This is a genomic window from Serratia sp. TSA_198.1 (genome assembly GCF_052686505.1).
In genome coordinates this window covers 39,898-66,542 of the sequence record NZ_JBQZFP010000006.1, presented here as the reverse complement: position 1 = coordinate 66,542, position 26,645 = coordinate 39,898, and the positions used below count along the sequence as shown (strand labels likewise).

Genomic DNA, 26,645 nt, shown 5'->3' with positions numbered 1-26,645 from the left:
CCTGTGTCCGCCATTGCTAACGTTGAATCAGCGGTTGAACTTTATTATCGATAGCCTCCCTGGCGCGGAAAATACGCGAACGTACGGTTCCTACCGGGCAATCCATGATGGCAGCTATCTCTTCGTAGCTTAGACCATCCAGCTCCCGGAGGGTAATCGCCATGCGAAGATCCTCGGGGAGAGACTCAATGGTACGGAAAACTATCTGTCTCAGCTCTTCTGACAACATTAAGTTCTCAGGGTTCGAAATTTCTTTCAGTGCTCCCGCACTTTCGTAATTTTCAGCGTCGTTGGCATCCACATCGCTGGACGGCGGACGACGCCCCTGAGCAACCAGATAATTCTTTGCCGTGTTCACGGCAATTCGATATAACCAGGTATAGAAAGCGCTATCCCCACGGAACGATTCCAGTGCGCGATAGGCTTTAATGAACGACTCCTGCACCACATCGGGCACATCGCCCTGCGGTACATATCGGGAAACCAGGCTCGCAACCTTATGCTGGTAACGCACTACCAGTAAGTTAAACGATTTCTGATCGCCTTTTTGGACCCGCTCAACCAGAACTTGATCCGTTAACTGCTCGCTCATCCGAGGTAAATTCTCCCCAAATCCGTCTCCACGCGTAAAATTGTACTGCCAGCCATACATTCTTTTCCTGAGCAAGCACTCGCTTGGAGTTCATACGGAACACGAAGTTCCGTATCGCCATTGTTTTTTCTGTTGATGTCATCCAATCCGTGGCTTTTGCCCGGACAATTAGGCTAACATGAATTTCACTCTTCTTCTGCACACATCATACGTTATGCAACCATCATCTGAACATGTTAGCGATGTCTTGATCGTCGGCAGCGGTGCTGCGGGTTTGTCACTGGCGCTGCGCCTCGCGCAGCATTGCAAGGTTACCGTACTCAGCAAGGGGCCGCTCAACGAAGGCGCCACATTTTATGCCCAAGGCGGGATCGCCGCGGTTTTCGATGAGACGGACAGCATTGCCTCACACGTTGATGACACTTTGATTGCCGGAGCCGGCCTGTGTGACAAGGATGCCGTTGAGTTCATCGCCGGCAATGCGCGCCACTGCGTGCAATGGCTTATCGATCAGGGCGTACTGTTCGACACCGAAGTCAATGCTCAAGGCGAGGAACATTACCACCTGACGCGTGAGGGAGGACACAGCCACCGCCGTATTCTGCATGCCGCCGACGCTACAGGTAAAGAAGTAGAGACCACCCTGGTAGGGAAAGCAAGCGCCCACCCTAATATTTGCGTGATGGAACGCCGTAACGCGGTCGATCTGATCACCTCGAACAAAATCGGCCTGCCGGGCACCCGCCGCGTGGTCGGCGCCTATGTCTGGAACCGCGAACTGGAGCAGGTGGAAACCTACCGCGCCAAAACGGTAGTGCTGGCCACCGGCGGGGCAGCCAAGGTGTATCAGTACACCACCAACCCGGACATCTCGTCCGGGGATGGCATCGCCATGGCCTGGCGCGCAGGCTGTCGGGTCGCCAACCTCGAATTTAACCAGTTCCACCCGACCTGTCTGTTCCACCCGCAGGCGCGCAATTTCCTGCTGACCGAAGCGCTGCGCGGTGAAGGTGCCTATCTGAAACGGCCGGACGGCAGCCGCTTTATGCCCGATTTTGACCCGCGGGGCGAACTGGCCCCGCGCGACATTGTAGCGCGCGCCATCGACCACGAAATGAAACGCCTGGGTGCAGACTGCATGTATCTGGATATCAGCCATAAACCGGCTGAATTCATTACCCAGCACTTCCCGATGATCCATGAGAAACTGCTGACGCTGGGCTTCGATCTGACAAAACAGCCGATCCCTATCGTACCCGCCGCACATTACACCTGCGGCGGCGTCATGGTCGATCAGCACGGCCGTACCGATCTGGACGGGCTTTACGCCATTGGCGAAGTCAGTTACACCGGCCTGCACGGCGCCAACCGCATGGCGTCCAACTCGCTGCTGGAATGCCTGGTCTACGGCTGGTCGGCGGCGGAGGACATCAAACTGCGCCTGCCATTTATCAAGCTGGCGAAACAGTTGCCGCAATGGGATGAAAGCCGTGTAGACGATGCGGACGAGCGGGTGGTGATTCAGCACAACTGGCATGAGCTGCGGCTATTCATGTGGGACTATGTCGGGATCGTGCGCACCACTAAACGGTTGGAACGCGCGCTGCGCCGCATCAATACGCTGCAAGCTGAAATCGATGAGTACTACGCCAACTTCCGTATTTCCAACAATCTGCTGGAGCTGCGTAACCTGGTGCAGGTAGCGGAACTGATCGTTCGCAGCGCCATGGAACGCAAAGAAAGCCGCGGGCTGCACTATACGCTGGACTATCCGGATATGTTGCCGGAAGCGCTGCCGACCATACTGCAGCCATGATTGACACCGCCGGGGCGCCCTGGCGGTGTCAGTAAAAAAGATAAAAATCGGTAATCAGGCGGCGGAAATCATCGGTGTAACTGCCGTCGGCCTGTTTAATCGCCAGGCTTTGCTCCGTTTTTTCTTCGACCGGCTGACGCGTCAGCACCAACAACACCCGGTGCAGCGGCGTATCGGCACGGTCGCTGACGTTCAATCGCTGTGCAGTATGCCAGCCACGCCGGTGCGCATTACTTTCAAATGCCTCACCAATATCATGCGGCAGCACCACGCAAAAAGCGCCCCGCTCAGCGATCAGCCGCTCAGCGCTTGCCAGCAAGGCATCGTGAGTCAGGGTCTCGGTATAGCGCGCATTGTGGCGCGCCTGATCGCGGCAGGCGACCGCCGGCTCGAAATACGGCGGGTTGCTGACGATCAGGTCATACTCACCCGCATGATGCCGGGCAAAATGGTGAATATCCTGCGCATGCACCCGGATGCGCTGCGGCCACGGGGATGCCAGCACGTTGTCACGCGCTTGTTCGGCGGCGGCTTCGTCCAACTCCACCGCATCAATCAGTACGTTATCGGCCGATCTTTGCGCCAGCATCAGCGCAATAAGCCCGCTGCCGCTGCCGATATCCAGCACCAGCTGCGCCTGCGCCAGCGGTGCCCAGGTGCCGAGCAGCACGCCGTCGGTGCCCACTTTCATTGCGCAACGATCGTGAGCGACAAAAAATTGTTTGAAGGTAAAACCGCCGCGACGCGGGGTAAAATTTGCTTTCGATTGATTGCTCACAATAACCACCTGGATACAAAACTGGCGTAGCATAAGGCAATCTGATTTGTGGGAAAAGAGCTGCTTTCCGCTTAAATAGGTGAAGAACGCGGCCAACCCGTCTATAATCGGCGCCCCAAGTAGAGGTAGACCATGACAGCAACCAATTTTTCCGAACTCGATCTCGATGAACGCCTGATAAAAGCCCTGAGCGATAAAGGCTACGAACGCCCGACCGCCATTCAAGCCGAGGCTATCCCACCTGCGATGGATGGGCGCGACGTATTGGGTTCGGCGCCAACCGGCACCGGCAAGACCGCCGCATTTTTGCTGCCGGTATTGCAGCATCTGCTGGACTTTCCACGCAAGAAGTCCGGCCCACCGCGCGTACTGATCCTCACCCCGACGCGCGAACTGGCGATGCAGGTAGCCGACCAGGCACGTGAACTGGCTGCCCATACTTCGCTGGATATCGCCACCATCACCGGCGGCGTCGCCTATATGAACCACGCGGAAGTCTTCAGCGAAAACCAAGACGTGGTGGTCGCCACCACCGGCCGTCTGCTGCAATACATCAAAGAAGAAAACTTCGACTGCCGCGCGGTAGAAACGCTGATCCTCGATGAAGCCGACCGCATGCTGGACATGGGCTTCGCGCAGGATATCGAAACCATTTCCGCCGAAACCCGCTGGCGCAACCAGACCCTGCTGTTCTCCGCGACGCTGGAAGGCGATGCCATCCGCGAATTCGCCGAGCGCATTCTGAAAGAGCCGGTGGAAATTGAAGCTGATCCTTCACGCCGCGAACGCAAAAAGATCCTGCAGTGGTACTACCGTGCCGACGACGTGCAGCACAAAACCGCCATTCTGGTGCATTTGCTGCAACAGCCGGACGTGCTGAAGTCCGTGATCTTCGTCCGTAAACGCGAGCGCGTGCACGAGCTGGCGGCCTGGCTGCGCGAGGCAGGCATCAACACCTGCTATCTCGAAGGCGAAATGGTGCAGGCCAAGCGCAACGAAGCGGTAAAACGCATGATGGACGGCCGCGTCAACGTGCTGGTCGCCACCGACGTCGCTGCCCGTGGTCTGGATATCCTGGATATCACCCACGTATTCAACTTCGACATGCCGCGTACTGCGGACACCTATCTGCACCGCATCGGCCGCACCGGCCGCGCAGGGCGCAAAGGTACCGCGATTTCGCTGGTTGAGGCGCACGACCACCTGCTGTTGGGCAAAGTGGGCCGTTATCTGAACGAACCGCTGAAAGCGCGAGTGATCGATGAGCTGCGGCCGTCAACCAAAGTGCCAAGCGAAAAGAGCAACGGCAAACCTTCGAAGAAGGTGCTGGCCAAACGTGCGGAAGACAAAGAAAAGAACAAAGAAAAAGCCAAGGTGAAGGTCCGTCATCGCGATGCGAAAAACGTTGGCAAACGCCGCCAGCCAAAGGCCAAGCCTGAGAGCAACGGCGCAAAGTAATGCTGCCGCCGTGAATAAAAAACGCCTTCACTCACCTGAAGGCGTTTTTTTATGCCTCCATTACGGCTGTGCGTAATGCGTCGCCTGGTGATGGGCTTTTAACCAGACATCCAGTTGCCGATAACGATCGCGCATCTCTTCACTCTGCAGGTGCGCAGGCGTCAGTGAGAAATAGAACTGGAAGGTCATGCCTTGCCGGTTACGGGCTTTGCCGTCCGCTCCCGCCTGCAGCAACATCAACGCCAACTGCGGCGCATTGATTTTCGCCGCCACGTGCAAAGGCGAGTCCCCCAGCCTATCGCTCAATGTGGTATCCGCCCCGGCTGCCAGCAACAACCGTAATTGCTCCTCACGCCCCGCAAGTACCGCAGCGGACAGCGGCGTCGCGTCGGTCACCGCATTGCGCAGGTTAACCGGCACGCCATGCGTCAGCAGCAGCCGCAAATACTGCGGATCCCGCACCGTTGCGGCGGTATGCAGCACACTGTTCCCCTCCAGCCCCGGCACGGCGACATCAGCCCCCAGCTCCAGCAGCGAACTTAGGCTTTGCGGTTGCTGCGAGAGAATCGCCCATTGAAGCAGCGTGACCTGGCGATCGCCCTGCTCACTCAAACGCGGCCGTGTTGCCTGTTCGGCTATGCCGTGCGTATCACCGCGCATCACCGCCTGCGCCAACGCCTGATTGCCGCGCCCGGTGAACGGGGAAATAGACTGATTCATCTGTTGTTCCTTAGCCATAATCAGCAAGCCGGCGACCACTATCAGTGCCAGCACGACGATAATCAACGTCTGCCTAACCCAACGCCTTTCAGGCATTGGCCTTCAGCTCCCACGGTTTTTGCTCCACCATCGAACTGATGACCTTATCAATGCCGTGTGCGGTCAAGCTGCGATCCACATGTTTACTCGGTCGCCAGTCGTCAATGCCGCTCAGAGTGTCGTTATTGGCCAGGGTAATTTTATGCCCGATGGCATCCGGGATCAGCGAAGTGGATTCCTGCGTCCCGGTCAGCATGTCGTATTGTTCGCTGTAGCGACGAATACCGCCGGCTTGCGCATCCTGCTTAGCCGCCGTCGGATCGATGCCCATACGGTTTAATGTATAGTCGGAGACGCCCGCCGCGTTGAAAGTGACCGCCACAGTACCGGTCGCCAGCGCCGCCGTTGCCGCCAGCCCGCCGCCGAGAGAATGACCGGCAATCACCAGCGCATCGCCAAACGCCGCCCTGGCACCTTTAGCTACCGCGACAGCCTGATTGTACTGCACATCATCGTAACCGGTCGCCTGCCGCACATTGCTCAGCCAATCGCGCATGTCATTGGTGCCGGCAAAGGCCAGGACATACTGTTGGTTGTCACTATAAATACCGGCCTGAAAACCCGACGCCACATCATGCAGGCTGGCGGGATCAATACCCGCGCCGAGCAACGCGCTGTCGCTCAGGCGGTTGAATCCTTCCACACCCTGGCCGTTCAGGCTGTAAACGTCTTTAGCCAGTAACGCGAGCGTATAATCTCCCTGTTGTGGCTGCTGGCCGCGCGTTACCCCTTGGGGCGTGGCGGCCGGCGCGGCAGCCGACATATCGCTCACCAGCGCGTTCAGCAGGTTCCGGGTATTCAGGTTATTCGGTGAAAGCGTGGCCGCAGCGGCCCCGGCCGCCGGTGATTCGACGGGCTCCGATGAACTCACCGGTTGCAGTGCCGCACGTGCTACAGGGGATTGAATGGTCGCAGGGTTAACCGCAGAGGTAAAACTCAAAGACATACTCATGCCGACTCCTTGTCGATAGGCTTATCAATGCCGCACCCAATTCGGGTGCCAAAGTAGCTATCGGCAGGTCGGAGCAGTTCTGTAATGCAGACGATTATCTTTGCGAGGAATGTGATCCGGATTCACTTTACTGGCCGGCGAGCAATAAAAAAGGGAGCCGAAGCTCCCTCAGTGACTGCGCAGATCATTACAGACTGGCGGTAAAAGTACGTGCGATCACGTCACGTTGCTGTTCTGGCGTCAGCGAGTTGAAGCGCACCGCATAACCGGACACACGAATGGTCAGTTGCGGGTATTTTTCCGGGTGCTTGACCGCATCTTCCAGCGTCTCGCGGCGCAGTACGTTCACGTTCAGGTGTTGGCCACCCTCTACGCGCACGGTTGGCTGCATTTCCAGCGGCACTTCACGGTACTCGATTTGGCCCAGATCGTTGACCGGCACAACCTGATCTTCTACATAGTTGGCTTTAGCGCAAACGCAGCGGGCTTCTGACGTTTCATCATCCAGCAGCCAGAAAGAGTTCACCAGCGCCTGGTCGTTCGCTTTAGTGATTTGAATACCAGTAATCATTTTGTTGCCTCCGTACAAGGACGAAAAATTCTCTTTCGTGAGAAAATTCAATGTTGGTTTCGGCCATTTGGTAAAACCATTGTTGTCTTATTGTTCTGTATACCAGCCTGGTCGGAGCAATTCTTTGATTAAAATCAATTCTTATGGGTTACCCATACATAGTGAAGGGGCAAGTTTCTGTTTTATGTCAATTTTCCCCATACCGCCGAAAACAATTATTTTTGTAAATTTTAAAAAATCCTTGTGCCAAGATAGGTAGTCCAACGGCAAAAGCGGGTTTCACTGCGTGAAGGTAAACGGTAAGCTAGGGCTAGTGAATTGTTAACGAAAACAAAGGAGAGCGTTTATGTCCACCCCTCTCACCTGGCATGACGTCATCGGCAAGGAAAAAGAGCAACCCTATTTTCATGAAACGCTTGCCTTTGTTGCCGCTGAACGTCAGGCCGGTAAGACCATTTATCCACCACAGAAAGACGTGTTCAACGCCTTCCGCTATACCGAACTGGCAGACGTGAAAGTGGTGATCCTCGGCCAGGATCCTTATCACGGCCCGAATCAAGCCCACGGTCTGTCTTTCTCGGTGCTTCCCGGCGTGCCGGCTCCACCTTCGCTGGTAAACATGTATAAAGAATTGGCGACGGATATCCCGGGGTTTGAGCGGCCAAGCCACGGCTGCCTGCAAAGCTGGGCGGAACAGGGCGTACTGCTGCTGAACACAGTATTGACCGTTGAACGCGGCCAGGCGCATTCCCACGCCAAACTGGGTTGGGAAACCTTTACGGATAGAGTGATCGCCGCGCTGAACGACAACCGCGAAGGCGTGGTGTTTCTGCTGTGGGGCTCGCATGCCCAGAAGAAAGGCAACATTATCGACAGCAAGCGCCACCACGTGCTGAAAGCGCCGCACCCTTCGCCGCTCTCGGCCCACCGCGGCTTCCTCGGCTGCCGCCATTTCTCGCAGGCCAACCAACTGCTGGAACAGCAGGGGCTGAAACCTATCGATTGGCTGCCGCAACTGCCGCAGGCATGACTCAGACAAAGTCCAGACGCAAAAAAGGCACCCGCAGGTGCCTTTTCCTTACTTAATTCCGCTTAAGCCTTGGCTTTGGAAACCGCAACCATCGCCGGGCGCAGCAGGCGGCCATTCAGCGTATAGCCTTTCTGCATCACCATCATTACGTGGTTCGGCTGGTGATCGGCAGACTCCATCAGGCTCATCGCCTGATGCACGTCCGGGTTGAACGGCACGTTGATGTCGCCGACGATTTCGATACCGTACTTGCTCACTGCGTCTTGCAAGGATTTCAGCGTCAGTTCGATGCCTTCGATCATTGCCGTCAGTTCCGGATTGCTTTTATCCGCCAGATCCAGCGCGCGCTCCAGGTTATCAATCACCGGCAGCAAGTCGCCCGCGAATTTCTCCAGCGCAAATTTGTGCGCTTTCTCGATATCCAGCTCGGTACGGCGGCGAACGTTTTCCATTTCCGCTTTGGCGCGTAGCAGGCTGTCGCGTTCATGCTGCTGGGATTCAGCCAGCTGGGTTTCCAGCTCGGCAATGCGCGCATCCCGCAGATCGACGCCCTCAGCCACTTCCGGCAAAACTTCCTGCTGGTCCATTTCTTCCGAGACTTGCTCGTTTGGCGTCTTCTGTTCTTTACTACTCATGAATATCTCCGCGTTTTAGCATTAATCTCGCAACTTGGCTTATTATGGGGATCAAAACCGGGGTTTCAAGTCAACCGGTCACAATGTGGGGCATAAACTCGTCCCGGTGAGGAAAATCACAGCAATGAATAAGAAATTCGCCTGTATTGGCATTGTGGGTCACCCGCGCCACCCTTCAGCGCTGGCAACGCATGAGATGTTGTTTCACTGGTTGGTCGCCCGAGGCTACTCGGTGATGCTCGAACGGCAGATAGCCCAGGATTTGGGCCTGAAAGACGTCGTGACCGGCAGCCTGGCAGACATTGGCCAGAAAGCCGACCTGGCCGTGGTGGTCGGCGGTGACGGCAATATGCTCGGCGCGGCGCGCGTATTGGCGCGTTACGATATTAAAGTGATCGGCGTAAACCGCGGTAATCTCGGATTTTTGACCGATCTCGACCCCGACAACGCGTTGCAGCAATTGGCCGACGTGCTGGAAGGCGAATACATCGATGAACAGCGCTTCCTGCTGGAAACCATCGTGCACAAAGAGAACCAGCAGTGCCGCATCAGCACCGCCATCAACGAAGTGGTGCTGCACCCCGGCAAAGTGGCGCACATGATCGAGTTCGAAGTGTACATCGACGATCGTTTCGCCTTCTCGCAGCGTTCCGACGGGCTGATTATCGCCACGCCGACCGGGTCGACCGCCTACTCGCTCTCCGCCGGCGGGCCGATCCTGACGCCTTCGCTGGAGGCCATTGCGCTGGTGCCGATGTTCCCGCACACCCTTTCCGCCCGCCCGCTGGTGATCAATGGCAACAGCACCATTCGGCTGAAGTTTTCGCAGATCGGCAGCGATCTGGAAATCAGCTGCGACAGCCAGATCGCGCTGCCTATCCAGGAAGGCGAAGAGGTATTGATACGCCGCAGTGATTTCCATTTGAATCTTATTCATCCAAAGGACTACAGCTATTTCAATACGTTAAGCACAAAGCTCGGCTGGTCAAAAAAATTGTTCTAAAAACGTCGCCAGCTACTTTACTGTATATAAAACCAGTTTATACTGTATGAAACTACAGTTATGTGTTTATACACAGGAAGGTTCCCATGCTGGCGCAATTGACCATCAGCAATTTTGCTATCGTTCGTGAGTTGGAGATTGATTTTCAACCGGGTATGACGGCGATTACCGGTGAAACCGGCGCCGGCAAATCCATCGCCATCGACGCGCTGGGCCTGTGCCTCGGCAACCGCGCCGACGGCAATGTGGTGCGCCTGGGGGCCGCCCGTGCCGATATCTGCGCGCGCTTCTCTCTGGCGGATACTCCCTCAGCCCGCCAATGGCTTGAGCAGAACCAACTGGACGACAGCAATGAGTGCTTGCTGCGCCGGGTGATCAACGCAGACGGCCGCTCGCGCGGCTTTATCAATGGCACCGCCGTGCCGCTTTCGCAACTGCGCGAACTTGGCCAATGCCTGATTCAAATCCACGGCCAGCATGCTCATCAGCTGTTGCTCAAACCCGAGCATCAAAAACAGCTGCTGGACGCCTATGCAGACGAACCCGCTCTGCTGGCGCAAATGCAACAAGCTTACCAGCGCTGGCACCAAAGCTGCCGCGAACTGGCTCATCACCAACAACAGTCCCTCGAGCGTGACGCGCGCAAACAGCTGCTGCAATATCAGTTGAAAGAGCTGAATGAGTTCGCCCCGCAGGCCGGTGAATTTGAACAAACAGATGCGGAATACAAGCGCCTGGCCAACAGCGGCCAGTTGCTGACCCTTAGCCAGCAAACGCTGCAATTGCTGGCCGATGACGAAGAACACAACATGCTCAGCCAGCTCTACACCGCCAAACACCTGCTGGTCGAACTGGTCGGCATGGATGAAAAACTCGGCGAACTGCTGAACATGCTGGAAGAAGCCTCAATCCAGATCAGCGAGGCCAGCGATGAACTACGCCACTATACCGACCGCATGGATCTCGATCCCAACCGCCTGCATGAACTGGAACAGCGCCTGTCGCGACAAATCAACCTGGCGCGCAAACATCACGTAGCGCCAGAAGAGCTGCCGCAGCTACACCAGCAGTTGCTCGATGAGCAACAATTGCTGTCGCAACAGGAAAGCGACCACGAGCACCTTAACGAAGCGGTCGCCCTGCACCATCAGCAGGCGTTGGTTCTGGCGGAACAATTGCACCAGAAACGCCAGCATTACGCCGCCGAACTGACCACGCTGATTACCGACAGCATGCAGGCGCTCTCTATGCCACACGGCAAATTCAACATCGATGTGCGCTTCGAGCCCCAATATTTGAGCGCCGAAGGGGCAAGCCGCACCGAGTTCTGCGTGTCCACCAACCCGGGGCAACCGCTACAGGCGCTGGCTAAAGTGGCGTCCGGCGGCGAATTGTCACGCATTGCGCTGGCGATTCAGGTTATCACCGCCCGCAAGATGGAAACCCCGGCGCTGATTTTCGACGAAGTGGACGTGGGTATCAGCGGCCCGACCGCCGCCATCGTGGGCCGCCTGCTTCGCCAGCTCGGGGAGTCTACACAAGTGATGTGCGTCACCCACTTGCCGCAGGTCGCGGGCTGTGGGCATCAGCATCTGTTTGTCAGCAAGCAGACCGACGGCACGGAAACCGAAACGCAGATGTCGCCGCTGGATAAACGTGCCCGTTTGCAGGAGTTGGCGCGCCTTCTTGGCGGCAGTGAAGTCACCCGCAACACGTTGGCAAACGCAAAAGAACTGCTGGCCGCATAAAAAAGCTCAACTTTTTCACTTTTCCGAGGTCTGACTTTGGCGCTGTTTACCCGGCAGATTTCAAGGTGCGGCAAGGCGACAACCGCCCCATCCCTCAACCGCTTAGTCAGCTAAGCGGCTGAGGCGCGAGAGCGAAGTAATCTCAGCAGCAACTTGAAAGATGAAGGGTATAAAGGTTTCCAACTGCTGCAAGGTCTATTATCATCGGCATCCTATGCCCTAAAGGAATGTGATTACTATGCGCTGTAAAACGCTGGCTGCTGCCGCTGTGGTTCTTGTGATGCTGACTGCAGGCTGTTCTACTTTTGAGAAGGTGGTTTATCGGCCTGACATCAACCAAGGGAACTACCTGACGTCGACCGACGTGGCTAAAATCCAAAAAGGTATGACCCAGCAACAGGTCGCTTATACATTGGGAACCCCAATGTTACAGGATCCGTTCGGTACTCAGACGTGGTTCTATGTATTCCGCCAGCAACCTGGCCATGAAGATATCACCCAGCAAACCCTGACGCTGACCTTTGATAGCGCGGGCGTGTTGACCGATATTCAGAACAAACCGGCGCTGACCAAGTAATCAGCGCAGGAGCTATCGTCCGGCCCGTGAGGGGCGACTCAAGTTCTTCATGACAGTAACAGGCTGCAACTCGGAAGATAACATTCTGATAAAAAATAAGGCGCATTCAGCGCCTTATTTTTTTGCTTTCTCTGCCCGTTGCCGACGCAGTTCTTTAGGGTCGGCAATCAGGGGGCGATAAATTTCTACCCGGTCGCCATCGTTTAGCACATCACCCAGCTTGGCCGGGCGGCTGTAGATGCCCACTTTATTGCTTTGCAAGTCAATGTCACCACGCAGTTCCAGCAAGCCGGAGGCCGTAATGGCCTGCTCAACGCTGCTCCCTTCCGCCAGCGTAACCTTGCGCAGATACTGACGCTCCGGCAAGGCGTAAACCACCTCCACCCGAATATCAGACACTGTAAACCTCTTTCGCCCGCTGGGTGAAGGCTTGCACCATATTACCGGCCAGCTCTTTGAACACCTTGCCGAACGCCAGCTCGATCAGTTTGTTGGTAAATTCAAAATCCAGGTGCAGCTCAACCTTACAGGCTTCCGGGCTCAGCGGCGTAAACTGCCATCCCCCCATCAGCTTGCGGAACGGACCATCAACCAGTTGCATATTGATGCTCTGGTTATCCTGCAACGTATTGCGCGTAGTGAAGGTTTTGCTGATACCGGCTTTGGCAACGTCAACCGCGGCGGTCATTTGATTGTTGGACGCGTCAATCACCCGGCTGCCGGTGCAACCTGGCAGAAAATCGGGGTAAGAGTGAACATCGTTAACCAACTGATACATCTGCTCGGCGCTGAACGGCACTAACGCAGACCGACTGATCTGGGGCATATCATTTCCTGTGAGACACAAAACATACAGATAATACCATTTATCTATCGCCAAACAAAAAATCTGCTATGCAACGCGAGGGCCAAAAATGCGAAAAATTGCGCAGGTGCTGAGCGGTAAAGGATTTCTTTCGTCGAATCATCCAGTATAATGAACAAACTATGACAAAGAAAAAAGCACACAAACCCGGTTCCGCCACCATTGCGCAGAACAAGCGAGCGCGTTTCGAATACTTCATTGAAGAAGAGTTCGAGGCAGGCCTGTCGCTGCAAGGGTGGGAAGTAAAATCGCTGCGTGCCGGCAAAGCCAACATTAGCGACAGCTACGTGACCTTCCGCGATGGTGAAGCCTATCTGTTTGGGGCCACTGTCTCACCGCTCAACGTAGCTTCGTCGCATGTGGTATGCGATCCGACACGTACCCGTAAATTGCTGCTGAAAAAACGTGAGCTGGACTCACTGCTCGGCCGCGTAAACCGCGACGGCTACACCGTGGTTGCCTTGTCCATGTATTGGAAAAATGCCTGGGCCAAGATCAAGATCGGCGTAGCCAAAGGCAAGAAAGAACACGATAAACGCGATGACATCAAAGATCGTGAATGGCAGACGGCGAAATCCCGTATCATGAAGCATGCCAACCGATAAGCCTCTGGCTTAACGGGTTAAACTTCTGGTATACTGAACAAAGTTACTTGGGGCTGATTCTGGATTCGACGGGATTGTGAGGCCTTAGGAGCATGCCGAGGGGCGGTTGGCCTCGTTAAAAGCCGCAAAAAAAATAATTGCAAACGACTCGCAATTCGAATCTGCTGCTTTAGCAGCTTAATCAGCCTAAGAAACTGAAGATTCCCTCTCTCCCTAGCCTCCGCTCTTAGGACGGGGATCAAGAGAGGTCAAACCCAAAAGAGATCGCGTGGATGTCCTGCCTGGGGCTGAAGCGTTAAACCCAATCAGGCTAGTTTGTTAGTGGCGTGTCCATCCGCAGCTGACCGGCGAATGTAATGATTGGACTAAGCATGTAGTGCCGACGGTGTAGTAATTCCGGACGGGGGTTCAAATCCCCCCAGCTCCACCAAATAGGTCACCGGTGATACCAGATAGATCCGGTGATAATAGCGAGAAAGCCCGCAACTCAGTTGCGGGCTTTTTTGTGCCCTCTCGAGTCTGAACTCACCTAATTAAATCCAATCCTTTTGGCCCAGGGAAAACTATTATGGTTTTCGGGGAAAGGTCACTGTCAGAGGGAAGACAACCTAATGCAACTTTGGATTAGCGAAAAGCACCACAATGTTTTCTCCACCAAACCATTCCGTCAGCTTAACCGTAGCGTTGGTACTTAGCTCTTGAATGAATAGAACCGCAAGACGTCCTTTGGGGCGCTGACCTGCCCCCAGTATTAGACACAACCCTCAGTTGGTAACATCGATTTGTTTACCCGGCCCCCCGTATGTGATCCATTCATAATCAGGAATAACCGGCTTCTCAACCCGCCCCCTGCTTAATAAAATCGATAAAGGCGCGCAGCGGCGAGGGGATAAACCGCCGGTCGGAATAATAGAGAAACGGGCCGGAAAACTGCGGCCACCAGGGTTCGAGCACCGGCTCCAGGCTCCCCTTGGCCAGGTAAGGTTTCAACCAATCCTCAAACAGATAGACAATCCCCACGCCGGCCACCGCCGCCGCGATGGCCAGATCCGTGGCGCCACCGGCCTGTACCGTCAGCGGCCCCTCAGGGTGAAGTGAGACATTCTCCCCGTCCTTTGCAAACTCCCAAGGGTAACTTTTGCCGCTGGGGAAACGCCCCTTGATACAAGCGTGCGTAAACAAATCATGCGGATGCGCAGGCCGCCCACGCCGTTCAAGGTAATCCGCAGATGCGCCTGCGGCAAAGCGCTGTACCCGGGGGCCAATAGGCACGGCAATCATGTCTTTTTCCAGCCGCTCTTCATAGCGGATACCGGCATCACAGCCGGCGGCCAATACATCGACAAAGCTTTCTTCCGTCTGCACTTCAACCTTGATATCCGGGTAGGCGGCGAGAAAGGCAGGAATCAACGCCGGCAGCACCAGACGCGCCGCACTGACCGGGACATTCAGCTTAAGCGTTCCAGCGGGTTTATCGCGAAAACCATTCACCACATCGAGCGCGCCCTGCACCTCGGCCAGCGCTGGCCCCAACCTTTCCAGCAAGCCGTAACCGGCGGCGGTTGGCGTTACGCTACGCGTAGTGCGGTTAAACAGCCGGACGCCAAGCTGTTTCTCCAGGCGCCGAATGGCATCGCTGAGCCCGGACGCGCTCCGGCCCAACGTTCGCGCACCTTCCCGAAATCCCCCTGAGCGCGCGACAGCGAGAAAAGCATGCAGGTCTTCTAAATCGGTTTTCATTGTTCGTTTCCCCGTACACCCCGTCCACTGCCCCACTACTTATCACGGGGGTGAGCTGCGCCTATTATAAATAAATGCGGCTACCCCGCTGGCTATCCCAACAGGAGACAGGTTATGTCCATTAACGACAAGCATCACACATTTCCCCTTGGCGATCGAAACGTCAAGCGGCTCGGCTACGGTGCCATGCAGTTGGCCGGCCCCGGCGTGTTCGGGCCACCGAAGGATCCTGATGCCGCCCTGGCGGTACTGCGGGAAGCCGTTGCGCTGGGAGTCAACCATATCGACACCAGCGACTTTTACGGCCCGCATATCACTAACCAATTGATTCGCGAAGCGCTGGCGCCCTATCCGGACGATCTGACCCTTGTCACCAAAATCGGCGCGCGCCGGGGTGCGGACGCCTCATGGCTACCGGCCTTTTCCGCCGCAGAACTGACCAGTGCGGTACATGACAATCTGCGTAATCTGGGCCTTGAAGCGCTGGACGTGGTCAATCTCAGGATCATGCTTGATACCCATGGCCCGGCGGAAGGCTCGATAGAAGAACCCCTGACGATCCTCGCAGAGCTTCAACGCCAGGGGTTGGTGAAACATATAGGCCTGAGCAATGTGACACCGACCCAGGTGGCGCAGGCGCGCAAGATTTGCAGCATTGTTTGCGTGCAAAACCACTACAACCTGATAAACCGCGGCGACGATGCGCTGATTGACCATCTGGCCCAGGAAGGCATCGCTTATGTGCCGTTTTTCCCGCTCGGCGGTTTTACGCCTCTCCAATCCTCGGCGTTATCGGATATCGCCGTGCGTCTTGGGGCCACGCCCCTGCAAACCGCGCTGGCGTGGCTGTATCACCGTTCGCCCAATATTCTGCTGATACCGGGCACCTCCTCCATCGGTCATTTGCGCGAAAACCTCGCGGTGCCTGATTTGCCGTGGACGAAGGATATCGCTAAAGCACTGGACGCTCTCGTCTGACACACGGCGCCAGTTATACCGCAAAAAACAAAACCCTGCCGAAGCAGGGTTTTAGTGTTCGTCTTTCCGAACCGTCGACAGTTACCTTTTATCGGTCTTTCCCGATCGTCATTGGGTTCAAGAGCATAGCCAAATCACCACGGCAGACAGGCACGACTCCCCTGCGGACAGAATATGCTCTCGAACACGTGGATTAAAACCTGTAGCCACCGCCCAGCAAGACCTGGCTTGAAATGTCTTTATCCACCATTGGGCTATCGGTGATTTCACTGCTCAGCCGTACCGCGCGCAATAATGCGGTGGCATACCAATGGTCACTAAACTGATAGTTGGCGCTCAGTTCTACATAAGGGCTCCAGCTCTCTCCAGCCGAGTATGCCGAGAAATTGCTGCGCCTTGCCTCGGCCTGGCTTATGCCATAGTAGTAATCATTTTGGTTGCCGTTGTTGTAAACCGCACCCACTCCGGGCGTAATCCGCAACTTGCCCGCCTTGATCGGGTATAGGAAAGCTACATCGCCCACGACTCCATTGCTGTTATCGAGGGTATCTCCGGCCAGTGACGCACGAATAACCCCCCATCTCTCTTTATGGGTGACAGCCATCCCGGCCATTAATGTGCCGTCACGCTTATCCAGGCTTTTCATTTGGCTGTTATGACTGTCGTCCGGATCAAAACCCAGAGGAGAATAGTAAGTAATAACCGAGATCTGATCCTTTGGCGTATTCAGTAAATAATAACCGGCAGCCAACGAATGAATATAAAAATTCCCTTTCTCATAATTTACCGTAGGAAGCCCCTGTGTTTTGGTATCGGTATCAACATAACCATAATCGTTTAGCATAGCGGCTGCGCCTAAAGACCAGCTTGCAGCGGATGAAACCGAAGGGTAAACAAGAGAAGCGAAAATCAAAAAAACATTAATATGAGATACTTTCCTCAGAAAAAAGGAAAGCAGAGAAACTGAAAACGGCTTCATTATTATCATCCATAGTGGGAGCATCAAACGCCCTGCATACTACTCCCAACAGTAATCGCCTCATAGCCGATCATCTGTCCAAAAATGCACACTTTCCAATATATTGATTTATATAAACATTCACTCCACCTTACCAATAACCCCTCTCCGAGGCCTTAGTAATAAGGCAGCTCAATTGCATCGCAGCAAGGTATAATATAGTATGCGAAAAAACTGAATTCAGGGTTCACCGTAATAAGCTCTCGCCTTTGGACTATCAAATTATGGCAGCAGAAATCACCTTAACTCCCCTGAAAAAAAATGCCCCGGCCTTATTCACGCAAGATGATAAACCCACAGAACATATCTTGGCACTTCAGCACGCTTTAACGCCATTTGGAAAGAAATGCTCGTTTCCTGCTGGAAAGAAAATCCGTTTATTTCACAACGGAATACGTCATTGGTTTTTGCTCCAGTCAGGTGAAATGTCTGCATGTCGTGACAGCGATGGGTTAAAAATAGCCAATTTTAGAGAGCCCTCACTCGCCGGCATAGCAGAAACCTTCTACCCTAAAGAACTGCTCTTCTTCCTGGCTGAATCACCGGTTGAACTTCTGATGTATCAGGAAAGCGACGTGCTGGAAACCCTGGCGCGAGAAAACCTTTGGCAGAGCCTGGTCTATATACAAGCTTATATTATCCAAACTCTGAGCATTCGCGATAAATTGCTTTCGGGCAACGATACTTATGAGATAGTTTGTAATCACCTACGCATGTTAATGAATGAAAAAGAAGCTTTTCGGTTATCCACCACGGTTCCACGCTATATCCAGCAAAGAACGCAACTCTCACGCAGCGGCATCATGAAAATATTATCTGACCTGCGTAAGGGGGATTACATTACTATCGAAAAAGGGGTTTTATACGCGGTTAACCGGCTGCCAAAGCGTTATTAAATGACCGTTCAGGGCCCTTAATACGCCCTAAACGATGCACTCGCCTTATTTGACTTCGATGGCCTGGCTGCGGCGGTCTTTACAGCGCCCGCGTATACACCCGTGAAGCCTCGCCCCAGGGGTGATAGCCCAATCCGTTAAAAGCAAAACCCTGTTTTTCGTAGTAGCCCTCAAGATCGGTGCACAGATGCAGTTGCGGGAAGCCAATCTTTCGCGCCTCTTCCGCCACATGATTAATCAGCAACGCACCGTAACCCCGCCCACGGTGCGCTTCTTCCACATACAGCGCACACAGCCAGGGGTACAACTCGCCGCGGCTGATAAAATCATTGGTAATCAGCCCTGCACAACCCAGGATATCGTGGTTATCCATCAGCAAATACCACTGCGGCAGCGGATTGGCTGCGCCAATGCAGCGGGTAATGGCATCTTCATACATCATCAGGGTGTCGGGTGAAGCCCAGTGTTGCTGGAAATAGCGAATCGCTTGTTGCGCAAACTCAGGTGATTGACGCACCGAAATCATGTTCATATCCGTTCCTGTGGTTATTTTCCCTGCTTAAACCGGCTTAAAATTATGCGGCAAGCGAAAGGGGTTAGCACGGTGTTTATTATAGAAATCAGCCGGATGTGCGGATAACATGGCGTCACTGCCCAAAGATTCGGCAGTGTTTTTCCCGAACAGGAGCCGTTATGACGCAAAATATTTATGACAATCAGGCCTTCTTCGACGGTTATGCCCAGCTCAGTCGCTCGGTAAACGGGCTGGACGGCGCGCCGGAATGGCCGACTATCCGCAGCATATTGCCGGATTTGCACGGCAAGAAGGTGGTCGATCTCGGCTGCGGCTACGGTTGGTTCTGCCGCAGCGCACGCGAACAGGGCGCCGCGAGCGTACTTGGCATGGATCTCTCCGAGAAAATGCTGAACAAAGCGCGGGAGATGACGCAGGACGCCGGCATTGAATACCGCCGGCAAGATCTGGAGCAGCTTCAACTGCCGCCGGCATCCTGCGATCTGGCCTACAGTTCATTGACGCTGCACTATATCGAAGATCTGGCCCGGCTGTTCGCCACGGTTTATCAGGCGCTGGCGGCGGGTGGGCAGTTTATCTTCACCGCAGAGCACCCGATTTATACTGCGCCGCAGCATCAGGGCTGGCTGGTCGATCAACACGGGCAAAAATCCTGGCCGGTCAACGGCTATCAGCAGGAAGGGCAGCGGACCTCCAACTGGCTGGCGGAAGGCGTCATCAAGCAACACCGCATGCTCGGCAGCTATATCAACCTGCTGGTGCAACAGGGGTTCGTCATCACCTATTTGAATGAATGGGGCCCTTCGGCGCAGCAAATCGCGGAGAACCCGGCGCTCGATGAAGAAAAAGAACGCCCGATGATCTTTATCCTGGCCGCCCATAAACCCGCCTGATTATTCCCTTTCGCAGTACATCCTTAATACATCCACGCTTGGGGAGGCCGCCTCCCCCCAATGTTTTATTCCGCCCCTGGCGGCGGCGCCTTCTTGCGCAAAGCCTGCCAACAGCCGACTATACTTAAGCTTTAACCCCTTTGAACCGGAGAGAAAACAATGGCATTTACTGTCGGCGATTTTGTACAGCGCACTACCGGCGGCCCAAAGATGATCGTGGTGGCCATTGATGGTGACACGCTGGTCTGCAGTTGGAACGAACTGGGCACCGAGCAGCGTGCGGAAGTCCAGGCCAACGATGTGGCGCTCTATCATGAAGACGGCGATTTCGGCGTATGCTGAACGATCGGGGCGCTGCTGCGCCCCGCTAAGCTTTCAGGCGCGAATGTCCTGATAGCCCGGCGTGGTGTCGAATTCGTGTTTGGCGAACGGGCACAGCGGAATGATTTTACGGTTTTCCGCACGCATTTTCGCCACCACCAGCGCCACCAGCTTTTTACCCACCCCCTGACCTTTCAATACCTCATCTACCCAGGTGTGATCGATAATGGTTAATTTATCCCCGCTCGGCACAAAAGATATCTCGGCGATCGTCTTACCCTGCTTATCGTTTATATAGAAACGTTTCTCATCTTCCAGAATGTTAAGTTCCACAGCCTTCCTCCTGATATTTAAATGCGTAATGGCCTGCTGTCACTAGAAATAACCTAGGGTTAGTCTAGTCTTTAATCAGTAACACAACATAATTCTGTAGTGGCTAAGGAGTTCAAAATGGGTGACGGCTCAAAAGACGGTGTTATTTTGCTATCTCGAATATTGTTGATGGTCCTGTTTATCATTTTTGGCTGGATGAAGTTGACCAGCTTTGGCGCAACGGTGAGCGCAATGGAGGGTTACGGTACCCCAATGCCGTATTTGGCGGCGATTATCGCCGTGGTGGTTGAGTTTGTTTTCGGCATCGCACTTATTCTCGGCATATTTACCCGCCCTATCGCGGTTATTTTCGCCGTTTATGTGCTCGGCACCGCTTTTATCGGCCATCCATTCTGGAAAATGACCGGGATGGAAATGATGGGCAATGAAATAAACTTCTTCAAAAACATCAGTATTATCGGCGGGCTGCTGCTTCTGGCAGTTACCGGCGCCGGACGTTATTCGCTGGACTATAAATTCTTTAATAAGTAACGCTCTTCTGACAACGGCCGGTGGCAACGCTGCCGGCTGTTTTCCTGACTCTCCCCTCTTCGACATGCCATGCTGCGCAAGAGATGCCCCCCGGTAAAGCTGCGAGAATTATCTGCAATCGTCGTCAACGAGTGAGGTTCTGTGCAGTTTTCGTTATACTGCAAACCATTATTGAGTGCCGCAAAGGAAGAGACCATGAGAATGCGCGAGCTGGAAATCCAGTTTCAAAATGCAATGAGCGAGTTGCAGGCCAGCTTCGAAAAGCAGCACCGTGAATGGCAGCAAAGCTATCAGGCTCTGCAACAGTTATTGGAAGAGTCCAAACAACGCGAAGCGGCGCTACATATGCAAAATGCGCAGTTGGTGCGCAAACTGAGCACCGCCAACTCGGTGCCGGAACAGCACGCGCTGGTGAAGCAAATCAAAATGCTGGGCGCACATCTGGATGCGTTGGCCAAAGACGCCGCCACCTTCAACCATCACCTGCACAATCAACAGCGGGCAGCCGACAACTTCAGCGGCGAACAGCGTTGACCCCGGGCGCTGTAGCACAGCGCCTCCTGCCAAATACTGGCGCTCTGAGAGTGTAATAAATCCTAAATGACCTGGATCATCATCGCAGCCCTGATCGTTGTATTTATTATTGGTTACCGCATTCTGACTTCAGACACCCGCAAAGCTATCGACTCGCTGGCCCACCTGCTGAAAGTTAAACCGATGCTGATTGAATCGATGATTCAGGAAATGGGCAGCCGCAACAGCCAGACCTTTATCCGCATGCTGAACAACGGTTATACCGAAGAGATGCACCAGGCGGCTTATCTGCTGTTTATCTATCTGACCTTTATCAAGCAGGCGAGCGACGAGCAAATCGCCCTGTGGCGTGAAACGCTGCTGCGCGCCGGGCTGTCGCCGGAGCTGCATGCCGAGCACACCGAGGCCGCGCTGTTTTACTTTGCCGATCTGGATATTGATGCCTTCGAACTGGCGCAGTTTCGCCGCGCCTACAATGAGCGCTTTAACCGCGAGGCGATCGCCAACGGGTGAAATACTCCCCCGCTGGCGGGGGATCGATTACAGGAACATGCTGTAGAGATAGCGCGAAAGCGCATCACGCGAGCTAAAGCCGTGTGGAATGCCATAACGCGCACTCGGGGCATCGCCGCTTAAATCCAGGGGAAATTCAAGGTACTGCTCGCTGGTGCGAATCGGCGAGGTCGGCGTGGCGAAATGCACGCTTTTCTCTTTCAGCGCAGGGTGGATCACCAGCGCCGTTCTGCCCATACGCGCTTCGCGATTCACATACACGTAGTGCTCACCCTTGCGGTAACCATAGGCTTGATCGGTGATATAATCACGTTCAAAGCCGGTATTCTCCAACACTCTAGCCACTTCATCCGGCCGTAAATACATCGATTTCTCCTCTCGTTCTGGACCGCTGAGCGACCTTACCGTAATCATGAGATGAAACAATAAATTTCTCGGTATGGATGTGGGTTTAGGAATAATCCTTAACTAGGTATTTGCTCGGTTCTGCAACAACAATCGCAGCGTCAGCAAGGCTCCCAGGAATACCATCAAGGCTGCCGCCAGGTAGATCGACGGCACGCCCATCCGGCTCATCAGCAAACCGGCCAGCGGCCCGGTGATCCCCAGCGCCAAATCGAGAAACGCCGAGTAAGTGCCAAGCGCGGTGCCCTGATTCTGCTGCGGCACCTGCTTCACCGCCTCCACCCCCAGCGCCGGAAATACCAGCGAGAAACCGGCACCGGCCAGCAACGCCCCGGCCTGCACCATCAGCGGATCATTGGCCAGCCAAATGAGCAACAGCCCCGCAATTTCAATCAGGAATGACGCCAGCGTAACCTTCAAACCACCGTGACGGTTAATGGTGTGGCTGAAGATCAGCCGGATTCCGACAAAGGCGCAGCTGAACAGCGTCAGCGAGAACGCCGCCCCGCTCCAGCCCTTATCAGCATAGTAGAGGGTAATAAAAGTGGCGATCACGCCAAAGCCCACGGTGCCCAGCGCCAACCCCAGGCCGTAGGTCCAGATGCGGCCAAACACCGCGCTGAAGGCAAGGCGCTTGCCGGCGGAGATCGACACGTTCGGTTTACCGCCCGCCAGCCACAGCGAAACCGCCACCGCCAACACGATCAGCGCCGCCACCCCGGCCAGTCCCCAAAGCTGATTGAGATAAACGCCGAGCGGCGCGCCAGCCGCCATCGCGCCGTAGGTGGCCACCCCATTCCACGAAATCACCCGGGCGGTGTGCATCGGCCCCACCCGACCTATGCCCCACAGCGTGGAACCGGTGCTGGCGAAGCTTTCGCCGACGCCGAGAAACACCCGGCCGACGCACAGCAGGATCAGGCTCAGCAGCGGCAGGTCGTCGCACCAAAAGGCGACGGCGTAAAACCCCCCGCTCACGCCGCAACAGGCCAGCCCGAACAACACCACCTTTTTCGGCCCGAGTTGATCGGCATAGCGCCCGGCATGCGGCCGGCTGAACAGCGTTGCGAAGTACTGCGCGCTGATGATTAACCCGGCCAGCACCGAGTTATACCCGAGATGGTTATGCACAAACCCCGGCAATACCGCCAGCGGCAAACCGATGGTCAGGTAGCAGACGAAGGTAAACATCACCACGGACAAGATCCGCCTGTTAAGCTGGAAGGTATTTTCTTTGGCGCTGACTGCGGTCATCGAGGGCGGCTCGCATCAAATCGGGGTAAGCAACAGCGTTCAGCATACCCCGGCGCGATCCGATCATAAATATGAGAGTTATAACGAATTATTATTTAACTAACCTTTTGCTGCCTGCGCCATTCGCTCGGGCTGACGCCCTGGATACGCAGAAACTCACGGTTAAAATTCGATTTGGTGGTAAACCCGGCCCTTTGCATGATATCCGTCACCGGATCGTCGCCGGCCAGCAGCCACTGCGCTGCCTGGCGAATACGCAGTTGGTTCACATACTGCGACACATTCATCCCCGTATGCCGGTTGATGGCCTGGGAAACGCGACGCGCCGGTAAGCCTGCCTTGCGCGCCAGCCGGGCCAGATTCAGCTCAGGCTCCAGATAAAGATCATCCTGCCGCAGCCGGTGTTGCACCAGACCGAACCACTCCGCCAGCCGCTCTTCGTCTTCCGCGACGCTGTCAGGCGGCTCAGGCACTCTTTCTGTCGGGGTTTCCGAAGGCCGACTGCGGGACAGCACCAGACAAATACTCAACGCCACCAGCAGGTTGTCGAAGGTCGCCAGCATCGCGGCATGTCGTCCCTCGAAATAAGCGAAATCAAGCACAATCACCCCTTCCGCCACCGCTATCGCCACCAGCAACATCCCCAACCCGCGCCACAGCCGATAGCTGAGCCAGCTTTCCGCCAGCGGCACCTGTTGCAACGCATTTTCGCCGCGTCGCAGCGCGTACAACAGGGCAGCGCCGTAGCCGAGATCGGTGACGACGATCAGTATATCCAGCCAGAACGGAGCCAAGAGGCTTGCCAGCAGCGTCAGGCATAACGGCGTCAGGTGCCATAGCTCACGCCACCTCAGCCTGCCCTGAGTGCTGACAAGAAATGCCAGATAGGTCAGCGGCGGTATCGCCACCGCACCGAAGGGTTGCAGCCCGTTGAACTGCGTCAGTCCATAGCCGTAACGCAGCCCCACCAGCAGGCTCTGCCAGGCGCATAACAGCAACAACAGCTGAAACACCCAGCGCCGCGCCTGCGGTCGGCCAAGGCGGTACAGCAACCCCAGACACAGCAGGCCAAACAGAAAAGTGACAGGAATAAGCGGCATCGGCGACATCTTGTTGTCTTCATTCGGGATCTGCAGTGTAGGACCTTAAACCTGTCAAAACAATTATTTAACGACCCGGATCGCGATCGAGGTCGCCGGATTAAGCGGCAAATGCCAGCCTTCTGCGTATTGACATACATCTTGAGGAGTAAAAATGAAAAGAGCGCTGTTTCTGTGGTTGCTGCTGTGTGGAACGGCTAATGCCGCCACTTACCGGGTCGCCACACACGATGAGGTATTTCAGGCCGGTACACGCCAGTTGGCGAGCCGTATTTATTACCCGACCTCAGCCACCGGCGCACCACAGGGGGTCGGAGAAAACCCGGTGTTTACGGGCATCGAAAGCCAGCCGGATGCACCGGTGGCAAAGGGCCGTTTCCCGTTGATCGTGATCAGCCACGGTAGCGGCGGCAATAATGCGAGCCAGGCGTGGCTGGCGGCAGCGCTGGTTCAGCAGGGAGCCGTGGTGGTAGCGGCCAATCATCCAGGCAGCACCACCGGCAACTCAATTCCTGCGCTTTCCGCCCAACTGTGGCTACAGACCGGCGATATTTCCGCATTGATTGACGCCATGACCGACGATCCCCGCTGGCGCCAGTCAATCAACCGTCAGGCGATCGGCGTTATCGGCCACTCCAAGGGCGGCTACAGCGCCATTGCCGCCCTCGGCGGCCGGATCAGGTTGGCCGATTTTATCGCCGGTTGTCGACAACGCCCTCAGTCACCTGACTGCCAATTCTATACTCGGGCAAAGGTAGAACTGGCCCAACTCCCCGCCGGGCAGTTTGACGCCGACTACAGGGACCCGCGCATCCGCTTTGCCGTCGCCCTCGATCCCGGTATGGCGCCCTATCTGCTGCCAACCAGCCTGCATCGGCTCGGCGCGCCGCTGCTGATCGTCGAACCGCAACGCTATTTGCCAGGCAACCGGCAACAAAGCCTTGGCGGCGCGGCGCTGGCCACGTACGCCGGGCGGCAACCGATCCGCGCGCTCAAGCTGACCGGCGGCAATCATTTTGATTTTCTGCCGCTTTGCCGGCCCAACGGGCGACAAATACTGGAGGAAGAAGGCGACGGTGAAATGCTGTGCGCCGCTTCCGGCGAACAGCGCGAAGCGGTACACCGGCAAACGTTGGCGGCTATCCTGGCGTTTATCCGCCCGTGGCTACCCGCTCACGCAGGAAATCAATAAACGCCCGCACCTTTTCCGGTACGTGGCGAGTATTTGGGTACAACGCATAGATGCTCTGCGCGGGAAACTGGTGGTCCGCCAACAGCGCGCACAGCTTGCCTTCGGCGATGGCCGGTCGTACCAGCCATTCTGGCAACAGCGCTACCCCGGCGCCATGCAGGGCAAACGCCAGCAGCGCGGCGGCGCTGTCGCCCATCAGCGTGGCGGCGTCTTCAACCTTGAACAGCATCGCCTGCCGCTGCGGGGTGATCACCTGCCAGCTCAGCGGTGAACTGAGGCGGCTGTGGGCGATCCACTGCGCCTGCGCCAGTTGCGTCAACGAGCCGACCGGGTGGCGGGCCAGATAATCCGGCGCCGCGACCGGCAAAATGGCAAAGCTGTCGATTAGCGCGGCACGGTGGCTGGAGTCCGCCAGTTGCCCCAGCCGAATAGCCACATCGAACCGTTCCGAAATCAAATCGGCATGATAAGAGGAAGAAACGTGCTGAATGCGCAAACGCGGATGCAACTGTGAAAATGCAGCCAGCGCCGGCACCACCACCTGAGCGCCGTATTCCGGTGTGGTGGTGATGCGCAATACGCCGCTCAATCCGTGGTGATCGCGGCGTACATCGTCCAGCACGTTTTCCGCATCCTGCAACAGCCGCAAACACCGCTGATAAAATCGCTCGCCGGCATCGGTCAGCGCCAGCCGCCGGGTGCTGCGCACCAGCAGCGACACGCCCAGTTCGCTCTCCAACTGTTTGACATTGAAACTCACCACCGCCTTGGTTTGCCCGAGCGCCACCGCCGCAGCGGTGAAACTCCCGGCGTCCACCACCGCCACGAAAATAGCCAACCGTTGCAGGTTAAGCATGCTGCCACTCTTTATTGTCAAAATATTTTTGACAGTGTAATCGTCCTCAGCCGATTTATCCGCACTTTCGTCACCGCTACACTGCCAGCCTTCAACC

31 protein-coding genes and 1 other RNA gene are annotated in these 26,645 nt (G+C 55.6%); 16 read left to right on the top strand and 16 right to left on the bottom strand.

Annotation, left to right across the window (positions count from 1 at the left end):
- Window positions 1-16: 16 nt before the first annotated feature.
- Window positions 17-592, bottom strand: a complete 576-nt coding sequence (gene rpoE, locus ACUTSW_RS20535; RefSeq protein ID WP_004929136.1) for an RNA polymerase sigma factor RpoE — start codon at window positions 590-592, stop codon at window positions 17-19.
- A gap of 214 nt (window positions 593-806) precedes the next feature.
- Here rpoE and nadB point away from each other — a divergent pair, with 214 nt between their 5' ends.
- On the top strand, window positions 807-2,408 hold the full coding sequence (gene nadB, locus ACUTSW_RS20530) for an L-aspartate oxidase (RefSeq protein ID WP_006327384.1): 1,602 nt from the start codon (window positions 807-809) through the stop codon (window positions 2,406-2,408).
- 28 nt (window positions 2,409-2,436) lie between these two features.
- Here nadB and trmN read toward each other — a convergent pair whose 3' ends face one another.
- Entirely contained in the window at window positions 2,437-3,219 is a 783-nt protein-coding gene (trmN, locus tag ACUTSW_RS20525) for a tRNA(1)(Val) (adenine(37)-N(6))-methyltransferase TrmN (protein ID WP_445585232.1), read from the bottom strand.
- 99 nt (window positions 3,220-3,318) lie between these two features.
- Between trmN and srmB the strand changes: the two genes are divergently transcribed.
- Window positions 3,319-4,644: an ATP-dependent RNA helicase SrmB gene (gene srmB, locus ACUTSW_RS20520; RefSeq protein WP_006327386.1), complete on the top strand. Its 1,326-nt coding sequence runs from the start codon at window positions 3,319-3,321 to the stop codon at window positions 4,642-4,644.
- 60 nt (window positions 4,645-4,704) lie between these two features.
- Here the strand turns inward: srmB and ACUTSW_RS20515 are convergent, their stop codons facing one another.
- From ACUTSW_RS20515 to grcA, 3 genes are all read right to left on the bottom strand, one after another.
- Window positions 4,705-5,460, bottom strand: coding sequence for an ankyrin repeat domain-containing protein (locus tag ACUTSW_RS20515; RefSeq protein WP_445585231.1), 756 nt, complete (start codon window positions 5,458-5,460; stop codon window positions 4,705-4,707).
- A complete protein-coding gene (locus ACUTSW_RS20510) occupies window positions 5,453-6,415 on the bottom strand; it encodes a phospholipase (protein WP_445585230.1) in 963 nt (320 codons plus the stop codon). The genes ACUTSW_RS20515 and ACUTSW_RS20510 overlap by 8 nt, the downstream gene beginning before the upstream one ends.
- A 187-nt stretch (window positions 6,416-6,602) precedes the next feature.
- The gene (gene grcA / locus ACUTSW_RS20505; protein ID WP_004953623.1) at window positions 6,603-6,986 is read right to left on the bottom strand and encodes an autonomous glycyl radical cofactor GrcA; all 384 of its coding nucleotides are present in this window, start codon (window positions 6,984-6,986) and stop codon (window positions 6,603-6,605) included.
- A gap of 346 nt (window positions 6,987-7,332) precedes the next feature.
- On the opposite strand from grcA, the gene ung reads away from it, so the two are divergent.
- Window positions 7,333-8,016, top strand: coding sequence for a uracil-DNA glycosylase (ung, locus tag ACUTSW_RS20500; RefSeq protein WP_006318485.1), 684 nt, complete (start codon window positions 7,333-7,335; stop codon window positions 8,014-8,016).
- 62 nt (window positions 8,017-8,078) lie between these two features.
- On the opposite strand, the gene grpE is transcribed toward ung, so the two are convergent.
- Window positions 8,079-8,651 carry a nucleotide exchange factor GrpE gene (gene grpE / locus ACUTSW_RS20495; protein WP_004953627.1) on the bottom strand — a complete coding sequence of 191 codons (573 nt, stop codon included), beginning with the start codon at window positions 8,649-8,651 and terminating at the stop codon, window positions 8,079-8,081.
- 124 nt (window positions 8,652-8,775) lie between these two features.
- On the opposite strand from grpE, the gene nadK reads away from it, so the two are divergent.
- The 3 genes from nadK (at window position 8,776) to bamE (ending at window position 11,979) form a co-directional block, all read left to right on the top strand.
- The gene (gene nadK, locus ACUTSW_RS20490) at window positions 8,776-9,654 is read left to right on the top strand and encodes an NAD(+) kinase (protein WP_004953629.1); all 879 of its coding nucleotides are present in this window, start codon (window positions 8,776-8,778) and stop codon (window positions 9,652-9,654) included.
- Window positions 9,655-9,740: 86 nt separating this feature from the next.
- Window positions 9,741-11,402, top strand: a complete 1,662-nt coding sequence (gene recN / locus ACUTSW_RS20485; RefSeq protein ID WP_445585229.1) for a DNA repair protein RecN — start codon at window positions 9,741-9,743, stop codon at window positions 11,400-11,402.
- Between the two features lie 238 nt (window positions 11,403-11,640).
- A complete protein-coding gene (bamE, locus tag ACUTSW_RS20480) occupies window positions 11,641-11,979 on the top strand; it encodes an outer membrane protein assembly factor BamE (protein WP_004953634.1) in 339 nt (112 codons plus the stop codon).
- 114 nt (window positions 11,980-12,093) lie between these two features.
- On the opposite strand, the gene ACUTSW_RS20475 is transcribed toward bamE, so the two are convergent.
- Both ACUTSW_RS20475 and ACUTSW_RS20470 read right to left on the bottom strand, forming a co-directional pair.
- Entirely contained in the window at window positions 12,094-12,378 is a 285-nt protein-coding gene (locus ACUTSW_RS20475; RefSeq protein ID WP_006327391.1) for an RnfH family protein, read from the bottom strand.
- Window positions 12,371-12,805, bottom strand: coding sequence for a type II toxin-antitoxin system RatA family toxin (locus ACUTSW_RS20470; protein WP_004953639.1), 435 nt, complete (start codon window positions 12,803-12,805; stop codon window positions 12,371-12,373). Before ACUTSW_RS20470 ends, ACUTSW_RS20475 begins: the two co-directional genes overlap by 8 nt.
- Window positions 12,806-12,966: 161 nt before the next feature.
- On the opposite strand from ACUTSW_RS20470, the gene smpB reads away from it, so the two are divergent.
- Window positions 12,967-13,449, top strand: a complete 483-nt coding sequence (smpB, locus tag ACUTSW_RS20465; protein WP_004953643.1) for an SsrA-binding protein SmpB — start codon at window positions 12,967-12,969, stop codon at window positions 13,447-13,449.
- Between the two features lie 49 nt (window positions 13,450-13,498).
- Window positions 13,499-13,879, top strand: a transfer-messenger RNA (tmRNA) gene (ssrA, locus tag ACUTSW_RS20460).
- 407 nt (window positions 13,880-14,286) lie between these two features.
- Here the strand turns inward: ssrA and ACUTSW_RS20455 are convergent.
- Window positions 14,287-15,189 (bottom strand): LysR family transcriptional regulator, encoded by a 903-nt coding sequence (locus tag ACUTSW_RS20455; RefSeq protein WP_445585228.1) that lies wholly within the window; start codon window positions 15,187-15,189, stop codon window positions 14,287-14,289.
- A gap of 114 nt (window positions 15,190-15,303) precedes the next feature.
- Here ACUTSW_RS20455 and ACUTSW_RS20450 point away from each other — a divergent pair, with 114 nt between their 5' ends.
- Window positions 15,304-16,167 carry an aldo/keto reductase family oxidoreductase gene (locus ACUTSW_RS20450; protein ID WP_445585227.1) on the top strand — a complete coding sequence of 288 codons (864 nt, stop codon included), beginning with the start codon at window positions 15,304-15,306 and terminating at the stop codon, window positions 16,165-16,167.
- Between the two features lie 193 nt (window positions 16,168-16,360).
- On the opposite strand, the gene ACUTSW_RS20445 is transcribed toward ACUTSW_RS20450, so the two are convergent.
- Entirely contained in the window at window positions 16,361-17,146 is a 786-nt protein-coding gene (locus ACUTSW_RS20445) for a MipA/OmpV family protein (protein WP_445585226.1), read from the bottom strand.
- Window positions 17,147-17,409: 263 nt separating this feature from the next.
- On the opposite strand from ACUTSW_RS20445, the gene ACUTSW_RS20440 reads away from it, so the two are divergent.
- The gene (locus ACUTSW_RS20440; RefSeq protein ID WP_434461210.1) at window positions 17,410-18,081 is read left to right on the top strand and encodes a helix-turn-helix domain-containing protein; all 672 of its coding nucleotides are present in this window, start codon (window positions 17,410-17,412) and stop codon (window positions 18,079-18,081) included.
- Between the two features lie 79 nt (window positions 18,082-18,160).
- On the opposite strand, the gene ACUTSW_RS20435 is transcribed toward ACUTSW_RS20440, so the two are convergent.
- Window positions 18,161-18,613, bottom strand: a complete 453-nt coding sequence (locus ACUTSW_RS20435) for a GNAT family N-acetyltransferase (RefSeq protein ID WP_445585225.1) — start codon at window positions 18,611-18,613, stop codon at window positions 18,161-18,163.
- 161 nt (window positions 18,614-18,774) lie between these two features.
- On the opposite strand from ACUTSW_RS20435, the gene ACUTSW_RS20430 reads away from it, so the two are divergent.
- The gene (locus tag ACUTSW_RS20430) at window positions 18,775-19,509 is read left to right on the top strand and encodes a class I SAM-dependent methyltransferase (RefSeq protein WP_197929864.1); all 735 of its coding nucleotides are present in this window, start codon (window positions 18,775-18,777) and stop codon (window positions 19,507-19,509) included.
- A 159-nt stretch (window positions 19,510-19,668) separates the two neighbouring features.
- The gene (locus ACUTSW_RS20425; RefSeq protein WP_445585224.1) at window positions 19,669-19,851 is read left to right on the top strand and encodes a YodC family protein; all 183 of its coding nucleotides are present in this window, start codon (window positions 19,669-19,671) and stop codon (window positions 19,849-19,851) included.
- Between the two features lie 33 nt (window positions 19,852-19,884).
- Here ACUTSW_RS20425 and ACUTSW_RS20420 read toward each other — a convergent pair whose 3' ends face one another.
- Window positions 19,885-20,163 carry a GNAT family N-acetyltransferase gene (locus tag ACUTSW_RS20420; RefSeq protein ID WP_063197498.1) on the bottom strand — a complete coding sequence of 93 codons (279 nt, stop codon included), beginning with the start codon at window positions 20,161-20,163 and terminating at the stop codon, window positions 19,885-19,887.
- 117 nt (window positions 20,164-20,280) lie between these two features.
- Here ACUTSW_RS20420 and ACUTSW_RS20415 point away from each other — a divergent pair, with 117 nt between their 5' ends.
- The 3 genes from ACUTSW_RS20415 to ACUTSW_RS20405 all read left to right on the top strand — a co-directional run bounded on the left by ACUTSW_RS20415 (window position 20,281) and on the right by ACUTSW_RS20405 (window position 21,741).
- On the top strand, window positions 20,281-20,694 hold the full coding sequence (locus tag ACUTSW_RS20415; protein ID WP_004953687.1) for a DoxX family protein: 414 nt from the start codon (window positions 20,281-20,283) through the stop codon (window positions 20,692-20,694).
- Between the two features lie 195 nt (window positions 20,695-20,889).
- Window positions 20,890-21,228: an MbeD/MobD family mobilization/exclusion protein gene (locus ACUTSW_RS20410; RefSeq protein ID WP_004953692.1), complete on the top strand. Its 339-nt coding sequence runs from the start codon at window positions 20,890-20,892 to the stop codon at window positions 21,226-21,228.
- Between the two features lie 66 nt (window positions 21,229-21,294).
- Window positions 21,295-21,741, top strand: a complete 447-nt coding sequence (locus tag ACUTSW_RS20405; RefSeq protein WP_004953697.1) for a DUF1198 family protein — start codon at window positions 21,295-21,297, stop codon at window positions 21,739-21,741.
- Window positions 21,742-21,768: 27 nt separating this feature from the next.
- Here the strand turns inward: ACUTSW_RS20405 and ACUTSW_RS20400 are convergent, their stop codons facing one another.
- The 3 genes from ACUTSW_RS20400 to ACUTSW_RS20390 all read right to left on the bottom strand — a co-directional run bounded on the left by ACUTSW_RS20400 (window position 21,769) and on the right by ACUTSW_RS20390 (window position 24,509).
- On the bottom strand, window positions 21,769-22,107 hold the full coding sequence (locus tag ACUTSW_RS20400) for a DUF2002 family protein (RefSeq protein WP_006327427.1): 339 nt from the start codon (window positions 22,105-22,107) through the stop codon (window positions 21,769-21,771).
- Window positions 22,108-22,209: 102 nt separating this feature from the next.
- Window positions 22,210-23,400, bottom strand: coding sequence for an MFS transporter (locus ACUTSW_RS20395; RefSeq protein ID WP_445585223.1), 1,191 nt, complete (start codon window positions 23,398-23,400; stop codon window positions 22,210-22,212).
- A 95-nt stretch (window positions 23,401-23,495) separates the two neighbouring features.
- Window positions 23,496-24,509, bottom strand: coding sequence for a helix-turn-helix domain-containing protein (locus ACUTSW_RS20390; protein WP_445585222.1), 1,014 nt, complete (start codon window positions 24,507-24,509; stop codon window positions 23,496-23,498).
- A 145-nt stretch (window positions 24,510-24,654) separates the two neighbouring features.
- Between ACUTSW_RS20390 and ACUTSW_RS20385 the strand changes: the two genes are divergently transcribed.
- Entirely contained in the window at window positions 24,655-25,692 is a 1,038-nt protein-coding gene (locus ACUTSW_RS20385; protein ID WP_445585221.1) for an alpha/beta hydrolase family protein, read from the top strand.
- Here ACUTSW_RS20385 and ACUTSW_RS20380 read toward each other — a convergent pair.
- Complete coding sequence (locus ACUTSW_RS20380; protein WP_445585220.1) at window positions 25,652-26,548, bottom strand: LysR family transcriptional regulator; 897 nt, start codon at window positions 26,546-26,548, stop codon at window positions 25,652-25,654. The two genes, ACUTSW_RS20385 and ACUTSW_RS20380, sit on opposite strands and share 41 nt — an antisense overlap.
- Window positions 26,549-26,645 lie beyond the last annotated feature (97 nt).

Excerpts from the sequence above, each read along its gene's own strand:
- rpoE (WP_004929136.1), bottom strand. The coding sequence starts at position 592 with ATGAGCGAGCAGTTAACGGATCAAGTTCTGGTTGAGCGGGTCCAAAAA.
- nadB (WP_006327384.1), top strand. The coding sequence starts at position 807 with ATGCAACCATCATCTGAACATGTTAGCGATGTCTTGATCGTCGGCAGC.
- trmN (WP_445585232.1), bottom strand. The coding sequence starts at position 3,219 with ATGCTACGCCAGTTTTGTATCCAGGTGGTTATTGTGAGCAATCAATCG.
- srmB (WP_006327386.1), top strand. The coding sequence starts at position 3,319 with ATGACAGCAACCAATTTTTCCGAACTCGATCTCGATGAACGCCTGATA.
- ACUTSW_RS20515 (WP_445585231.1), bottom strand. The coding sequence starts at position 5,460 with ATGCCTGAAAGGCGTTGGGTTAGGCAGACGTTGATTATCGTCGTGCTG.
- ACUTSW_RS20510 (WP_445585230.1), bottom strand. The coding sequence starts at position 6,415 with ATGAGTATGTCTTTGAGTTTTACCTCTGCGGTTAACCCTGCGACCATT.
- grcA (WP_004953623.1), bottom strand. The coding sequence starts at position 6,986 with ATGATTACTGGTATTCAAATCACTAAAGCGAACGACCAGGCGCTGGTG.
- ung (WP_006318485.1), top strand. The coding sequence starts at position 7,333 with ATGTCCACCCCTCTCACCTGGCATGACGTCATCGGCAAGGAAAAAGAG.
- grpE (WP_004953627.1), bottom strand. The coding sequence starts at position 8,651 with ATGAGTAGTAAAGAACAGAAGACGCCAAACGAGCAAGTCTCGGAAGAA.
- nadK (WP_004953629.1), top strand. The coding sequence starts at position 8,776 with ATGAATAAGAAATTCGCCTGTATTGGCATTGTGGGTCACCCGCGCCAC.
- recN (WP_445585229.1), top strand. The coding sequence starts at position 9,741 with ATGCTGGCGCAATTGACCATCAGCAATTTTGCTATCGTTCGTGAGTTG.
- bamE (WP_004953634.1), top strand. The coding sequence starts at position 11,641 with ATGCGCTGTAAAACGCTGGCTGCTGCCGCTGTGGTTCTTGTGATGCTG.
- ACUTSW_RS20470 (WP_004953639.1), bottom strand. The coding sequence starts at position 12,805 with ATGCCCCAGATCAGTCGGTCTGCGTTAGTGCCGTTCAGCGCCGAGCAG.
- smpB (WP_004953643.1), top strand. The coding sequence starts at position 12,967 with ATGACAAAGAAAAAAGCACACAAACCCGGTTCCGCCACCATTGCGCAG.
- ACUTSW_RS20455 (WP_445585228.1), bottom strand. The coding sequence starts at position 15,189 with ATGAAAACCGATTTAGAAGACCTGCATGCTTTTCTCGCTGTCGCGCGC.
- ACUTSW_RS20450 (WP_445585227.1), top strand. The coding sequence starts at position 15,304 with ATGTCCATTAACGACAAGCATCACACATTTCCCCTTGGCGATCGAAAC.
- ACUTSW_RS20445 (WP_445585226.1), bottom strand. The coding sequence starts at position 17,146 with ATGAAGCCGTTTTCAGTTTCTCTGCTTTCCTTTTTTCTGAGGAAAGTA.
- ACUTSW_RS20440 (WP_434461210.1), top strand. The coding sequence starts at position 17,410 with ATGGCAGCAGAAATCACCTTAACTCCCCTGAAAAAAAATGCCCCGGCC.
- ACUTSW_RS20435 (WP_445585225.1), bottom strand. The coding sequence starts at position 18,613 with ATGAACATGATTTCGGTGCGTCAATCACCTGAGTTTGCGCAACAAGCG.
- ACUTSW_RS20430 (WP_197929864.1), top strand. The coding sequence starts at position 18,775 with ATGACGCAAAATATTTATGACAATCAGGCCTTCTTCGACGGTTATGCC.
- ACUTSW_RS20425 (WP_445585224.1), top strand. The coding sequence starts at position 19,669 with ATGGCATTTACTGTCGGCGATTTTGTACAGCGCACTACCGGCGGCCCA.
- ACUTSW_RS20415 (WP_004953687.1), top strand. The coding sequence starts at position 20,281 with ATGGGTGACGGCTCAAAAGACGGTGTTATTTTGCTATCTCGAATATTG.
- ACUTSW_RS20410 (WP_004953692.1), top strand. The coding sequence starts at position 20,890 with ATGAGAATGCGCGAGCTGGAAATCCAGTTTCAAAATGCAATGAGCGAG.
- ACUTSW_RS20405 (WP_004953697.1), top strand. The coding sequence starts at position 21,295 with ATGACCTGGATCATCATCGCAGCCCTGATCGTTGTATTTATTATTGGT.
- ACUTSW_RS20400 (WP_006327427.1), bottom strand. The coding sequence starts at position 22,107 with ATGTATTTACGGCCGGATGAAGTGGCTAGAGTGTTGGAGAATACCGGC.
- ACUTSW_RS20395 (WP_445585223.1), bottom strand. The coding sequence starts at position 23,400 with ATGACCGCAGTCAGCGCCAAAGAAAATACCTTCCAGCTTAACAGGCGG.
- ACUTSW_RS20390 (WP_445585222.1), bottom strand. The coding sequence starts at position 24,509 with ATGTCGCCGATGCCGCTTATTCCTGTCACTTTTCTGTTTGGCCTGCTG.
- ACUTSW_RS20385 (WP_445585221.1), top strand. The coding sequence starts at position 24,655 with ATGAAAAGAGCGCTGTTTCTGTGGTTGCTGCTGTGTGGAACGGCTAAT.
- ACUTSW_RS20380 (WP_445585220.1), bottom strand. The coding sequence starts at position 26,548 with ATGCTTAACCTGCAACGGTTGGCTATTTTCGTGGCGGTGGTGGACGCC.